Annotated in this window: 15 protein-coding genes; 10 read left to right on the forward strand and 5 right to left on the reverse strand. The window is 44.7% G+C overall.

Annotated features, from left to right (window positions below; all coding sequences use genetic code 11):
- The first annotated feature begins 152 nt into the window (after nt 1-152).
- From QUB08_RS21705 to QUB08_RS21715, 3 genes are all read left to right on the forward strand, one after another.
- Nucleotides 153-377 (forward strand): DUF2281 domain-containing protein, encoded by a 225-nt coding sequence (locus tag QUB08_RS21705; protein WP_333226994.1) that lies wholly within the window; start codon nt 153-155, stop codon nt 375-377.
- The gene (locus QUB08_RS21710; RefSeq protein ID WP_333226996.1) at nt 377-781 is read left to right on the forward strand and encodes a type II toxin-antitoxin system VapC family toxin; all 405 of its coding nucleotides are present in this window, start codon (nt 377-379) and stop codon (nt 779-781) included. Before QUB08_RS21705 ends, QUB08_RS21710 begins: the two co-directional genes overlap by 1 nt.
- A gap of 215 nt (nt 782-996) precedes the next feature.
- Entirely contained in the window at nt 997-2,019 is a 1,023-nt protein-coding gene (locus QUB08_RS21715; protein ID WP_333226998.1) for a hypothetical protein, read from the forward strand.
- Nucleotides 2,020-2,077: 58 nt separating this feature from the next.
- Here the strand turns inward: QUB08_RS21715 and QUB08_RS21720 are convergent, their stop codons facing one another.
- Nucleotides 2,078-2,242 (reverse strand): hypothetical protein, encoded by a 165-nt coding sequence (locus QUB08_RS21720; protein ID WP_333227000.1) that lies wholly within the window; start codon nt 2,240-2,242, stop codon nt 2,078-2,080.
- 133 nt (nt 2,243-2,375) lie between these two features.
- Here QUB08_RS21720 and QUB08_RS21725 point away from each other — a divergent pair, with 133 nt between their 5' ends.
- The 4 genes from QUB08_RS21725 (at nt 2,376) to QUB08_RS21740 (ending at nt 7,873) form a co-directional block, all read left to right on the forward strand.
- A complete protein-coding gene (locus tag QUB08_RS21725) occupies nt 2,376-2,588 on the forward strand; it encodes a hypothetical protein (RefSeq protein ID WP_333227002.1) in 213 nt (70 codons plus the stop codon).
- Nucleotides 2,585-5,818: a CHAT domain-containing protein gene (locus QUB08_RS21730; RefSeq protein WP_333227004.1), complete on the forward strand. Its 3,234-nt coding sequence runs from the start codon at nt 2,585-2,587 to the stop codon at nt 5,816-5,818. The genes QUB08_RS21725 and QUB08_RS21730 overlap by 4 nt, the downstream gene beginning before the upstream one ends.
- Before the next feature lie 266 nt (nt 5,819-6,084).
- Nucleotides 6,085-6,420: a hypothetical protein gene (locus QUB08_RS21735; RefSeq protein ID WP_333227005.1), complete on the forward strand. Its 336-nt coding sequence runs from the start codon at nt 6,085-6,087 to the stop codon at nt 6,418-6,420.
- Complete coding sequence (locus QUB08_RS21740) at nt 6,407-7,873, forward strand: hypothetical protein (protein ID WP_333227007.1); 1,467 nt, start codon at nt 6,407-6,409, stop codon at nt 7,871-7,873. Before QUB08_RS21735 ends, QUB08_RS21740 begins: the two co-directional genes overlap by 14 nt.
- A 115-nt stretch (nt 7,874-7,988) precedes the next feature.
- Here QUB08_RS21740 and thiL read toward each other — a convergent pair whose 3' ends face one another.
- The 3 genes from thiL to QUB08_RS21755 form a co-directional block, all read right to left on the reverse strand.
- Nucleotides 7,989-8,984 (reverse strand): thiamine-phosphate kinase, encoded by a 996-nt coding sequence (gene thiL / locus QUB08_RS21745; protein WP_333227009.1) that lies wholly within the window; start codon nt 8,982-8,984, stop codon nt 7,989-7,991.
- 173 nt (nt 8,985-9,157) lie between these two features.
- Complete coding sequence (locus QUB08_RS21750; RefSeq protein WP_333058575.1) at nt 9,158-9,472, reverse strand: hypothetical protein; 315 nt, start codon at nt 9,470-9,472, stop codon at nt 9,158-9,160.
- Nucleotides 9,473-9,714: 242 nt separating this feature from the next.
- The gene (locus QUB08_RS21755) at nt 9,715-10,839 is read right to left on the reverse strand and encodes a peptidylprolyl isomerase (protein ID WP_333227011.1); all 1,125 of its coding nucleotides are present in this window, start codon (nt 10,837-10,839) and stop codon (nt 9,715-9,717) included.
- 566 nt (nt 10,840-11,405) lie between these two features.
- On the opposite strand from QUB08_RS21755, the gene efp reads away from it, so the two are divergent.
- The 3 genes from efp to QUB08_RS21770 all read left to right on the forward strand — a co-directional run bounded on the left by efp (nt 11,406) and on the right by QUB08_RS21770 (nt 13,144).
- Entirely contained in the window at nt 11,406-11,963 is a 558-nt protein-coding gene (gene efp / locus QUB08_RS21760; protein ID WP_333058573.1) for an elongation factor P, read from the forward strand.
- 200 nt (nt 11,964-12,163) lie between these two features.
- Complete coding sequence (gene accB / locus QUB08_RS21765) at nt 12,164-12,721, forward strand: acetyl-CoA carboxylase biotin carboxyl carrier protein (protein WP_333227013.1); 558 nt, start codon at nt 12,164-12,166, stop codon at nt 12,719-12,721.
- Between the two features lie 30 nt (nt 12,722-12,751).
- Nucleotides 12,752-13,144: an ArsR/SmtB family transcription factor gene (locus QUB08_RS21770; RefSeq protein WP_006631662.1), complete on the forward strand. Its 393-nt coding sequence runs from the start codon at nt 12,752-12,754 to the stop codon at nt 13,142-13,144.
- A 122-nt stretch (nt 13,145-13,266) separates the two neighbouring features.
- Here QUB08_RS21770 and QUB08_RS21775 read toward each other — a convergent pair whose 3' ends face one another.
- Entirely contained in the window at nt 13,267-14,022 is a 756-nt protein-coding gene (locus QUB08_RS21775) for a GerMN domain-containing protein (protein WP_333227015.1), read from the reverse strand.
- Between the last annotated feature and the right edge of the window lie 444 nt (nt 14,023-14,466).

Below are 14,466 nucleotides of genomic sequence, written 5' to 3' on the forward strand. Positions count from 1 at the left end.
AAGTTTGTGGGACGCCCATCCCACAAGAAATATCAAATTGTAAGTTATTTAATTCTCATTCCTTAGCAGGAAAATTTTAGCGTGTCAGTTGCCGTATTATTTGCGTAGAGATGTCGATCAAAAAAAAGAAAAATAACGGAGGAAAATAAACAATGAATTTAGAGCAAGCTGTTTTAGATAAGTTGCGCGAATTGCCCCCAAATCAGCAGCAGGAAGTTTTAGATTTTGCTGAATTTCTTCACCAAAAAAACATTCTCAAACGACCTCTAAAAAGCGTCAAAGGAATGTGGGCTAATTTAGATATGGATATCACCGAAGAAGATATTGCTGAAGCGAGAAAAGAAATGTGGGGAAACTTTCCCAGAGGGGATATTTAATGACAGCCGTTGTCGCCGACACTCATACAATTATCTGGTATCTGCGGGAGACTGCTCGATTATCGCAAACAGCAATGACTGCTTTGGATACAGCATTGGCAGGAGGCTATTCGATTTATGTGTCCGCAATTTCTGTGGTAGAATTAGGGTATTTAGTGGAAAGGTATCGATTGCCCGAAGAGGCATTTGAGCAGTTGATTAATGCCTTATCCGATCCGGGGACTGGATTAGCCATCGCCCCTTTGGATTTAATCACAGCACAAATTCTGCGTCAAATTCCCCGCGATGTGGTGCCAGATATGCCAGATAGAATTATTGCTGCTACTGCTTTATCTTTGAGTCTTCCGTTAGTCACCCGCGACGCTAAAATTCAAGCGTTAACAACTATTCAGACAATTTGGTGAGTATGAGTGGAATTTACCATGTAAGTGACTGAGTGGGAGTTTGCGGAAATTTTGGCCGGGCTAACCGACGTTTACAGCCACTCGCGCACAATCAAAGAAACCGGGTTTTTTCCAGAATCTTCACCTGTAACCAAATATTCTCGCAAAAACCCAGTTTCGGGCCACCCACCAAGCATGATAAAATAAATCCCGATATTATTTACAACTCCCCAACAATGGAAGAAAGCCGCGCCCAAGCCTACCTAGAACTAATTCACACCCTGCTGAATTGCCCCAACGGAGAAGAACCGCAGATATTACAGGATAACTCAGAATTGTTGGATGTCGAATTTCTGGAAACTTGCGAGTTAGTAGCAGAAAAAATGGCACAGCAAGGAGGACAAAACGGCGCTAATTTCCTGCGGAATCTGATCGGTCAGCTAGCACAATTAATCGATATCAACGATGGCGATAACTCCGCAGGTGAAAATCCCCAAGAGTATGCAAACTTTATTTTAGAATTATTGCAAGCAGAAGATGGTAGCAATAGCAATACCGCAGTAATTCACTCCATGCTAGCTGAACGAAAACATCTCCTAAATGCTCGTTTTTCTGACATTTTAGAGCAAGTAATGCAGAGATTAATTGGTGGGGAAAATGCACAAACTATTGATTCAATTGTCAGTCTCGTTGAAGACTTGAGCATTAATATTAGTAATTTTTCCGGTGGGAATAGAGCGGATAATATTGAAATTGCCATTGCCGCTTATCAACTTGTTTTAAATAATCGGCAACCCGGAAGCGAAAAGTTTGCTCAAACTCAAAACAACTTAGCTGCTGCCTACATTACTAGAATAAAGGGCTCGCGGGCCGAAAATGTGGAAATGGCGATCGCCCTTTATGGCGCTGCTTTAACAGTATATACCCTTGAGGCTTTCCCGGAAGATTGGGCTATGGCTCAAAATAACCTAGCTGCTGCTTACGCCAACAGAATCAACGGTGTGCGGGATGAAAATATCGATCGCGCGATCGCATTTTTTGACGCTGCTTTAACTGTTCGTACCCCCGAACAGTTTCCTGAAGATTGGGCAATGATTCAATATAACCTAGGTAATGCCTATAATGACAGAATCAACGGTTCGCGGGATGAAAATCTCGAAAAGGCGCGATCGTTTTATCAAGCAGCATTAACAGTATATACCCGTGAGGATTTCCCTGAATATTGGGCAATGATTCAAAAGAAGCTGGCTAATGCCTAAAGTGAGGTAGCTTTAACAATCTCAGAAACTGGGTTTTTTCCGATATCTTCGCCTCCGATTAAATATCTTCGCAAAAACCCGGTTTCTCGCCACCACGCACAATCTCAGAAACCGGGTTTTTTCCGATATCTTCGCCTCTCACAAAAAATTCTCGCAAAAACCCGGTTTCTCGCCATTGGGAGAATTGGAAAACGGTCGATCGCTCCCTAGCACCTTTTGCCATAATTATGCTAAAATAAATTCACTCTAATTATTAGTTTGTCATACCATTAATTGTGTAGGGGCGGGTTCGCCAACCATCTCTAATGAGTACCAACAATTGAAATAAACCCGCCCCCTCCCAACGACAAATTCCCGTGAAGCGAAGCTATCCCGTAGGGAATCGCACTTTCGGGAAAACCGGAAAACGACCGATCGCATTTGTAGGAAAATTTGAAACAAGCGATCGAATTTCTTCGGTGGGGTGGGGGCGGGTTTATGGGGATTGTTTGTGGGTATTAAATATGGTTGGCGAACCCGCCCCTACAGCAATTATGCCAACGCTATCAACTATTAACTATAACCTATGAATGAAAACCGCGATCGAGTCAACTCCGAAGGTGAAAATCCCCAAGAATATGCAGAATTTATCCAAGAATTATTGCAAGCAGAACAAGATAGCGATAGCGATATTAAAGTAATTTACCCGATACTAAAACAACGGCAACATCTCCTCAATGCCCGTTTTGCCGAGACTTTACAGCAAGCATCACAGATTTTAATTGCCGAACAGCCAGAAGCAATTGAGTTCATTGTCGCCCTCATTGTAAATTTGAGTATTCATATTAAAAACTTTCCCCTTGGCAGTAGAGCGAATAATATTGAAATTGCCATTACTGGTTATCAAATAGTTTTAAATAATCGGCAACCGGGAAGCGAAAAGTTTGCTCAAACTCAAAATAGCTTAGCTAATGCCTACTATTTCAGGATAAACGGTTCGCGGGCCCAAAATCTGGAACGGGCGATCGGCTTTTATGAGGCTGCTTTAACAGTCTATGCCCTTGAGGATTTCCCTGAAAATTGGGCAATGATTCAAAATAACCTAGCTATTGCCTACAGTGAGAGAATCAAGGGTTCGCGGGCGGATAATCTGGAACGGGCGATCGGCTTTTATGAAGCTGTTTTAACAGTTTATACCCTTGAGGATTTCCCTGAAAAATGGGCAGAGATTCAAAATAACCTAGCTAATGCCTACTTATACAGAATTAACGGTTCGCGGGCCGAAAATCTGGAACGGGCGATCGCCTTTTATGACGCTGCTTTAACAGTTCGTACCCTTGAGGATTTCCCTGAAAAATGGGCAGAGACTCAAAATAACCTAGCTCTTGCCTACATTGATAAAATCAAGGGTTCGCGCGCCCAAAATCTGGAACGGGCGATTGGCTTTTATAACGCTGCTTTAACAGTTTATACCTTTGAGGATTTCCCTGAATATTGGGCAAGGACTCAAAATAACCTAGCTAATGCCTACAGTGACAGGATAAACGGTTCGCGGGCCGAAAATCTGGAACGGGCGATCAAGTTTTATCAGGCAGCTTTAACTGTCTATACCTTTGAGGATTTCCCGGAAAAATGGGCAATAACTCAAAATAACCTAGCTAATGCCTACAGTGACAGGATAAACGGTTCGCGGGCCGAAAATCTGGAACGGGCGATCAAGTTTTATCAGGCAGCTTTAACTGTCTATACCTTTGAGGATTTCCCGGAAAAATGGGCAATGACTCAAAATAACCTAGCTAATGCCTACAGTGACAGGATAAACGGTTCGCGGGCCGAAAATCTGGAACGGGCGATCAAGTTTTATCAGGCAGCTTTAACTGTCTATACCCTTGAGGATTTCCCTGAAGATTGGGCAATGACTCAAAATAACCTAGGTAATGCCTACTATTTCAGGATAAACGGTTCGCGGGCCGAAAATCTGGAACGGGCGATCAAGTTTTATCAGGCAGCTTTAACTGTCTATACCCTTGAGGATTTCCCTGAAGATTGGGCAATGACTCAAAATAACCTAGGTAATGCCTACTATTTCAGGATAAACGGTTCGCGGGCCGAAAATCTGGAACGGGCGATCGAGTTTTATGAGGCAGCTTTAACTGTTCGTACCATTGAGGATTTCCCGATCAATAATGTAGAAACATTAAATAACTTGGGCTGGGCTTATCTTGACAAACTAAACTACATCAACCAAGAAAAACCAGAAGACACAAACCAAAAAGCAGCAACTCTCCAAACTGCCTACGATACTTTTAAAAATGCCATAGCCGGAGCCGCCCAACTGCGGAATTTGGAATCGGGGAATGAAACCAAACAAAAACATGACTTGCAGTGGGATAAACTCTACAGAGGCATGGTGCAAGTATGTCTCGATCGCCAAAGCAACCAAGAAGCACTCTTATATGCCGAAGTCAACAAAGCCCGCAACCTTGCCGAACTAATCGCCCAGAAACAGGAAATCCCCAAAACCCTAGCACCCATCACCTTCAGCGAAATCACCCAACTCCTCACCCCAAACACCGCCATCATTGAGTGGTACATCACCGACGCAGAAATCATCACCTTTGTCGTCACATACCCCGACGTGCTGACAGTGCACCGCAATCGTCACTGGGATGAATTAACCGATTTAGTTGCTGAATACCGGGAAGCCTACAAACAAAGCAAAACCCACTGGCAAAAACAACTTGCTACCTATCTCCAGCGCCTCGCAGACATCCTCGAAATCACCACAATTCTGCCGCCATCAAGTACCCGCTTAATCCTAATTCCCCACTGGTTGCTGCACCTGTTCCCCCTCCACGCCCTACCCCTAAATGACGGCGAATTCTTATTAGATAAATACCTCGAAGGCATTCAATACGCCCCCAGTTGCCAACTCCTGCAACAGATTACCACCTACCCAAATTTCGACCAACTCCTCGCCCTGCAAAACCCCACATCAGATTTGCGCTACACCGATTTGGAAGTCGCCAGCATCGCCCCCAAATTCGCCATTAGTCAAATACTCCCCGGCGATGAAGCGAGTAAAAGAAATCTCCTAGAAAACTATCTAGAACAGTTAGAAAACGCCCACTGCGCGCACTTTTCCTGTCACGGCTCCTTTAATCCCGACGATCCGCTAAAATCGTTTTTGATTTTGTCTGGGGGTATCATCTCCGGAGATCCCCCCCAGCCCCCCTTCTTAAGGGGGGAGCAAGAGGAAGAAGTTGTCAAAGTCCCCCTTCTTAAGGGGGATTTAGGGGGATCGGATTTAGGGGGATCGGATTTAGATGAATCGGATCGTTACGTGGAATGGCGCGAAGGCAAAACAGCCGATATTAACAATTGTCTAACATTAGCAGACATCTTGCTATTGCAATTCAAACATTGCCGCCTAGTCGTGCTTTCCGCCTGCGAAACCGCCCTCATTGACACCAAAAATCGCTCCGATTATATTGGATTACCGACAGGATTTATCCACGCCGGAGCAATGGGAACCCTAGCCAGTCTTTGGGCTGTCAACGACCTCTCCACCGCCTTGATCATGGTAAAATTCTATGAATTGCTACAACCTGGAGTTAGCATCGGTAAAGCCCTCCACGATACCCAGCGCTGGTTTAAGTCTGCCACCACTCCAGATTTGCTAACATGGGTAAAGGAATCCGATAGCTTTGATGCCGATCGCAAAAAACCCATACTCAAGGAATTAAAAGGCTACAATGATGATGAACAACCCTACGGCGATGTTTATCATTGGGGAGCGTTTTGTGCCATAGGGTTATAATCTGAATGTGCAAATGTTGTAGGGGCGGGTTCACCAACCATCTCTGATGAAAACCAGAGATTTCATAAACCCGCCCCGGCTAGGATATAACGTACAATCTATCTGTACAATAGGATGGTAATCCAAATTTTTAGGTGTGGTGGGGCGGGTTTTTACAATCCATCGCTGGGTGTCAAATATTTCGGCTAACCCGCCCCTACAGCAGTTGGAATTATCATACAATCATCAATCAACAGGCCAGAATTCAACCAAAGTGAGGTAAATTTATGAATGAAGTCGATATTTTGTGCCAAATATACAACGCGATTACCACCGCGCCCACAATTCTTACTCCCGATTTTATCGAACAATTACTCACCAAAATCCTGCCCTTGGCAGAATCTGGTGCTGATAACGATACTGTAGAAAAGGCTATTAATGCACTCTATCAACAGTTTATAGTGTTGAGAGATGAAATTAAAAGTCTGACCAGAATAAATCTCGATGATGCCGAAGCAGAAGTCACGCCCGGTTATGAAACACTCATCAATACATATCCCGATATCAAAAAACTAGAAGCAAGCTTGAAAAAACGCATTGACAAAGCAAATGCTAAAAATTGACCATCCCCAAATCTACATTTACAGCTACCAACTCAGCCGCGAAAGCAAAACCGAAGTCAAATCTATCTGGACTTGGGCTAATAATATCTGGCAACATTTCAGCCACGAAAAAGAGCTAATCTTTTCCCAAGCCAACCTCGGTTATCCCCTCACTAAAGTCAAAAAATTCTCGCATTCAAATAAAATTGATGGTTCCTTTAAGTTTTGCCTTCTGGATGATAGCGAAGGCATTTTAGCAAGAATTGGCAGCCCAGAAACGGATGAAAATAAAGATATAGATATCGCAGCATTAAAAATTTTTAATGTTAATAATCTCATGCTTGCTGAGAGTTATGAAGATTGGCTGGGACAGACTATTTTTATTACCTACAAATTACAAACCTATCAACCTCCCACTAAAAAATACCTCCGCGAAGTTGCGGATAAATGTTTAAAGAATCTGTTCCCAGAAACATCTGTGCATCCACCTTTTTACCGCGATACTCAGTTACTGGGTTCTCCAATTTTTGAGTACAGTTCGCTCAAAAGTCAACTACAAGTGTTTGTTTATCTGGTTGACGATGAGATTGAGGAAAAATTAGGGCAAATTCTTCAACCTTTATTTGAACTGTTTTATTATCGCCATAAAATCACCACAGCTTTTATTGATAGTCGCAAAAATTATGATTTACTCAAGGGACTATATGCAAAAATTGAGGGGATAATCGCTAACTTAGAAACAAAAATCGCTCATTTTGAATCGAACAATGATGTTGCTTCCCAGGAAAATGTTAATACAGATGAGTCTTTAACCTCTCTGAAAAGCACACTCAAACAGTTACTTCGAGAAAGTTTGGATTATGAAAGAGTATTAGAATCTCTGGAAGATTTTAATAATACGATTAATATTCATGTTTACAATTATCAGGAAAAGCTAGCTCAAATCTGTGATAAATGGCAAGCCTCACCCGAAAATTTAACAACATTCAAGTTTTTTATTGATAGAAATTCTCCGTATTTTCAGAAACAAATTCAGGGTGATTTAGGATATTTCAAACATGGCACTGATTTGATTAAGATTGCGGTGGATTTGGTGGCGGGGATTGTAGATATTGAACAAGCAGAAATCGATCGCTCCCTAGAAAGAACCATTCAAATACTCGGTACTGGATTAGGGGCTGGAGGCCTTGTGGTGTCTGCGGTTGCGAATTATGTAGAGAGAGAGATAGTGTTCAGAATACCTCAAAATGGCGATCGCATTCATCCGGCTGTAGCTAGTCTGTTGTGGAGTCTCTTGGCTGTAATCGTGGTTTCTGGATTGGTAGGCTGGATTAATGGTGCGTGGAAAATCAATCAGTACAGATGGTTTCGGCGTAAGTCGGAACCTCGGAGATTGTCCGATGCCCAAAGTCCACCAGTTAATGATATGTTACAGGAAGCGGCCGAAGTGCGATCGCCCACTGAACAAGAATAAAACTCAACCATTACCCATCAAGGCCAAAGAAACCGGGTTTTTCCCTAATTTGTGCGCTACAACGAATGATTTTCCCAAAAAACCCGGTTTCTGACTCCGCCGGCTAAGAGATAATTCAAAAGTGTTGAAATCCTCGATCGAGCTTTAATACAATATCAGGACAAATGCCGCTGCTATCAGTCAACCAAATATCGGTGCTATCCGTAGCAATTCCCACAATCGCAGCACCATCACCGATTCGTTCCACCAATAAATTAGCATGGGCAATCGGCAAAAACAGCACTAACTCGAAATCTTCCCCGCCGTATAATGCCCAATCTAAAGCTTTTTCGGTTGATACAATTTCGCTAAAAATATCGGGAATTGGTATTTTCGGGCGATCGACTTTTGCGCCAACACCGCTAGCCCGACAAATTTGAATAATCGCATCAGCTAAACCGTCGCTGCTGTCCATTCCGGCGATGGAAAACTCACCCGCAGAATCTAAAATCTCCCAAACAATCGGCAAAACATCCAGCCGCGGTTTAGGCCGCTGGTGAGCGAGAATTAAAGAAGCCCGATCGACCTTTTCCAGATTTTGCCCGAATTCTGGATTTAACAGCAATTCTAATCCCGCGCGGGAGGCTCCGTGCACGCCAGTCGCGACAATCGCCCAATCCGATCGCGCATTTGACCGACTAATGGTACGAGCGCACTCAACCTCCCCAAAAGCAGTAATCGCCACAGTCACCACGGGCGATCGCACAACATCCCCACCGACGATCGGCGTATCATATTCTTGCAAGCAAGCCGTCATCCCGCGATAAAACTCTTCCACCCACAGCACAGCCGTATCCGCCGTCACAGCGAGGGCTAAAGTCACCGCCAGAGGCCTTGCTCCCATAGCGGCCAGATCCGACAAATTTGCGGCTGCGGCGCGCCATCCTGCGTAATAAGGCCCCGTAGTGCGATCGCTAAAATGCACTCCATCCACCAACATATCTGTAGTGATAGCCAGAGATTGGTTGGGATTTGTAGCCATGACAGCGCAATCATCACCCACTATCTCTGCGGGGCAGAATTTTTGCAATATCCTTAAAAGGCCTTGTTCACCGATATCTTTAATCAGCATTAAAAAGGATTTTTTAGTGAGATGCGGGCGGGCAAGATGCCCATCCTACAATAAACTCAATGTATTATGGAACAGGTATCTTACCTGTAGCACGTTATTGGTGCGTAATTCCTAAACCAATGACAACTAACAACTGTCAACTGTCAACTGTCAACTGTCAACTGTCAACTGTATTACCATTCCTTACCCGAACTCGGCGGCAAGCGCAACCTAGGAAACCTATAAAAAGTATCCCCTTCATCATCTACCTCTAAAACCGCCGAAAAAATCTTAACTTGCCGAGTTAAATACTGCTGAGCCACTTCTGCCTCAACCCTAGCACTAGCCGCCAGTTGAATCAGCGAAATTTGACTGTTTTGAGTTTCCAACAACTGATAAAAAGCCTCATCCAACCGCTGCTTTTGCTTGTTTTCATTCACATTTTTTACAATCAATAAGCCTGCGAATCCGCCCAAACCCATTACCAATAAAAATTGTAAAATAGCCATATTTTCGATGGAATTCCTAATTTTAATAACGAAACTATAAAAATTATCTCTTCTTCCAGCCTGATTCCGGCGGGCTTTGTCTGTGTAAAACTGATTTCAATCGCCGTTACCTTTATTTAGAAAAGATTTCAATGCCTGTCACTATTGATTTTTTCAGCCCGCGCAGGCGGGCTTTGTTTCTGTAAAAGCGATTTCAATCGCCGTCACTTTGGTGTAAAAGCGATTTCAATCGCCGTCATTAGTTAAACTTGAGGTCGCACCAAATTTTCGATTCCTTTAACTACCTTAGCAGATACAATCTTGTCTCCCTGCTTCAGTTGCTCCAAAACTTCTTTTCCTTCAATCATGTAACCAAAAACAGCATAGCGGCCGTCCAACAGATTCAGGCCAGCGGGCGTGAGTTCAGGTTCAAACAAGAAAAAGAAAAACTGAGAAGAAGCGCTATCAGGGTCAGTTTCTGTACGGGCCATAGCCACTGTACCGAAAGCAGAAAAAGGCAAAACAGGTTCGTCGCGGTAGCGCCCCGCATCTTCTAGAGTAATCCCGTAAATAGGTTCTTTTTCCTCCCTAACGAGCACTTCTAGCGGTATATTCCGGTATTTGCCAGTAGCTGGGTCAATAAAACCCTCTTCCTTGCCTTCGGGATCTCCCGTTTGCAAAACGTAGGATTCTTCCGATCGAATAAACGGCAAACCGTCATAAAAACCTCGATCGACTAAATCCACAAAATTACCAGCCGTAACCGGGGCGCTGTAGCCGTCAAGCACAACAGTAATTTCCCCTTTTTCAGTTTGTACAGCCACAGTAGCGCGCCCTTTCAGTTGAGGCAGATTAGCATACTTGGCAGGCACTTCAAAAGGAAACTTTGTCACCATCAACTCTTCGATTTCGCCTACGGAACCTAGGATGGTGGCTTTCAAATCAATCACTTTGTCCCTGTCTTTAGCCTCAACAGCCTTTTCCAGTTGAGCAACTTTCTCCTTGACTCCTGCAACTAGCGCCTCAGCTTCCGGCTTTTTGGCGTCGGGAATACTCTCTAAAAGGTCAGATTCCCGAAGGTTGAGAATCCTGGAAGCCTTGCTGACATCGCTACTAATAGGCCCCCAACGTTTAGACCGTATGTGGTTGCCAATGTCTTCGAGACTGATTTGCAAATCTCGTACAGTCTGATTGTCAATAGGTAAAGCGAAGCGCAGCAGCGCCCGGCCGTCCGTAATCGCATTCCCCGCAGGCATACTGCTGCTGGGGCGTTTGGCATGGGAGACTGGACTGAAACTCAGTCCGAGAGTGAACAGCAAGAGTGCTAAAGCGACGGTTTTGACCCAGCGCTTGCACGTATCGATCGAGAAATTAGGCCAATGCAACATAACTTTAACTTTTATTGCCTCTCTTATCTTCCCACAGCGCTGCCCGCCCGCCTTTGCTGCTACCCATCTAAAGTGTCTGTTCGTTCGGCAGGGGAAGTGGGGTTGACACAACAGCCAACAGTCAATCGATTTTAGATTTTAGATTTTAGATTTTAGATTGACTTGCGCGAGATAAATTCGGGGGCTCCTTTATCGGATACAGGTTTTTTATTTCTGGACGGATGAATCCGGGGGCTTGCATCCTGGATGCTTGATAGTCAACTGACAACAGCCCACTGCCCACTGCCATTAACATTTCCGTACAGCACTTGCTCCCTTTGAACGGTAAAATAAAATGCCAATTGCTTTTTGATGCCGTCAGCTAGACTGCGACTTTAACCTGACCCGCTCAAAAACGGATACAATCCCCAGACTCCTGTCGTGGAGAGATCAAAATTTTAGACCAAGGTTCAATCTCCCAAATTCATCTGTGGAGTAAATCTAAAATCTAAAATCTAAAATCTAAAATCGACTGACTGTAGTTCCCCCGTGCCGCCAAGGCGACGGGATTGCCCGCAAAAATTTATATGATTTCCAGTAACGACTTTCGACCAGGTGTTTCAATTGAATGGAATAACGGCGTGTGGCGGGTTATCGAATTCCTCCACGTCAAGCCAGGAAAAGGCTCGGCTTTCGTGCGGACAAAATTAAAAAACGTCCAAACCGGAAACGTAGTAGAACAAACCTTCCGGGCGGGCGAGACTATGCCTCAAGCCAACCTGGAAAAGAGTGTGATGCAGCATACCTATAAAGAGGGCGACGAGTTCGTCTTTATGGATATGGAAACTTACGAGGAAAGTCGCCTCAATGCCAAGCAAATAGGCGATCGTGTCAAGTACCTCAGTGAAGGGATGGAAGTCAGCATCCTGCGCTGGAACGACCAAATCATGGAAGTGGAACTGCCCAACTCTGTCGTCTTGGAAGTGCTGCAAACCGATCCCGGAGTCAAAGGAGATACTGCCACTGGTGGCAGCAAACCCGCGATCGTCTCCACCGGAGCTCAGGTTATGGTGCCTCTATTTATTTCCATTGGAGAACGGATTCGGATTGATACTCGTGAAGACAAGTACCTCGGCCGAGAATAGAAACGAGGGAATAAAAGGGAGTTTTTAGTTTTTAGTTCTGAGTTATGAGTTAAAGAAGTCAAAATTCAATACTCATCGCTCACAGCTTAAAAACTATCCCTTTTGCCTCCAAACTCGGTGAATTCTCCTAGCTTCGCCGGATTCTGAATTCTCAATTTTCAATTCTCAATTTTCAATTCTCAATTACCCTTGAATCTGCTGTGCAACTAGACTTAAACCAGCTTTGTGACCTGCTAACTGTATTAGACAAAACTGGCATTTCGGAACTCACCTTAAAAAGTGGGGATATTGAACTGACAGTACGCAAAGGCATTCTGGCAAGTTCACCAGCCACCTCTGCAGCGCTCCCTGCTGCTGTGGCGAGTGTCGCTCCGATCGCCTTGGGCGCGGTTCCTAGCCCCACCTTAGCGTCACCTCCTGCTGTTGACCAAAATTTAGCAGCGGATCTGGCTGCCCCTGTACCCGTCGCCCCTGTCGCCGCACCTGCTGCCGTACCTGCTTCTGTAGATACGAAATGGGTGCCAATTATCTCGCCGATGGTAGGAACCTTTTATCGCGCTGCTGCTCCTGACGAGCCGCCTTTTGTAAATGTGGGCGATCGCATCAAGGTCGGCCAGACAGTCTGTATTATCGAAGCGATGAAGCTGATGAACGAGATCGATGCTGATGAAGTCTCCGGTCAAGTGATGGAAATTTTAGTTCAAAATGGCGAACCTGTCGAATACGGTCAAGTGTTGATGCGAATTAATCCGGATTGAAGGATTACTTTATTGTTATGGACAGAATAAATGCTAATATTTCCCGATCACTTCTCTCCGGTGAGTTTGATGAAGTCATCCCAGCCTGTCCCGCAAGAGGTTGTGCAACAAGTTGCTGAGTATTTCAGTATTTTGAGCGAACCCATGCGTTTACGAATTTTGAACTTGCTTCGCGACGGCGAAAAATGCGTGCAAGAATTGGTGGAAGCTACTCAAACGAGTCAAGCCAATGTTTCTAAGCACCTAAAACTCATGCTCCAAGCTGGTATCCTCACTCGCCGGAGTGAAGGGACTTCAGCTTATTATAAGGTGCAAGACGAGTTGATTTTTGAGCTGTGTAATATGGTGTGCGATCGGCTTGCCAGCCGGATCGAACAGCAAGCCCTACACTTTCGAGCATTTAGCCTAACTACGAAGCACTGAAAATTAGTTGCCAGTCCTCAATCCTCAATCCTCAATCCTCAGTCATGAGTCATCAGTTATCAATTCCTATTCTCGGCCTTGAGACCGATGACTAATCACTTGTAACTAATGACTCATAATTACTAAAGGGGAAAATTTTTGTCAAAACTTTGGCGGGTACTCGGCTGAGCCACCTCCAAACCTTCGCCACCTAAAAGTTCTAAAGGCTTCCCTTCCACCGAAATCCAAACCTTGGTATTCGGTTGTAAACTCGTAGCCGTATAGATAACTTGCCCTAACCGGCCAGTCATCGAATTGCTTCCTCCCCCCGAAGTAAATTCTGCCGACAAATCGACATAAACTCCGTCATTCTTAACACTCAAACCCCTGAGTTTTGTCCCATTAGGAATTTCGCTAGAAACAGTTGCATCCTTCGGCCCAGCCAACAAACTGTTAAAAGCAGCTTGTAAAGCTACATCAGGCTTGTCAGCTTGTTTGACAGCTACTTTCGTAGGAACTCCCTCAAATTTGCCGCTGGCATCTTTAACCCAGTAGACTTGCACCGTCTGGACATCAGTCTGCGGCAAAGGCTTTGGCTGCGGCGACTTTGGGATCAGAGCGTTAGGCGTCTGAACCTGCGGCGTCTGAACCTGTGGCGTCTGAACCTGTGGCACTTGTACAGGATTTGGAGGGGGTACGGGGATAACTACAGCAGGAGATTCCGCAGGAATTGGGGAAAGCGGCGGAGCCGTAGTCTGAGCAGAAGACGGCGTATCTGCGGGGGTTGGCGAACGATTCGCGGTCCACCAGGCAATGCCCCCTCCCGTCAGTAAAGCCAACCCGCAAACACCGGCAATGACGGCTGTGGAGACGCGGCGTACTTCTTGTCCATCTTTCATAATACAAATTCTCCTTACAGATAGAGCGCTTGGGACGGTGAGGAGCGACTCCCGATCAGCTACATTTGTCTATGGTTAGATTCTGGAATTGACACAATTGCATTGCTGCTAGCGAACACTTTATAGCAAGCCCAACATATTCTGAATCCGACTATTGGAATCCTAGACCATAATATAAGATTTCGCCCGTGGAGTATGTCACAGTATCTCGATCGGCCTAGTGGCTATATTCTATAGTAATCATAAAAAATTAAAGAATAAAGGAAGAAAAAATAAGTAAAAAGCAAGAAGGAAGGCAACGGATGGATGTAACGGAGGTAAGGGGGGTAACGGATTTAAGGGATTTAACGGATAGAAACAGGTCGATAAAAATATTTTTCCCCAAACAAAAAGCGCCCCTATTTCTAGGAGCGCTTTTTGTCAATCTCAGACTAAAACTTAGCC

The sequence above is a fragment of the Microcoleus sp. BR0-C5 genome (assembly GCF_036705045.1).
GTDB lineage: Bacteria > Cyanobacteriota > Cyanobacteriia > Cyanobacteriales > Microcoleaceae > Microcoleus.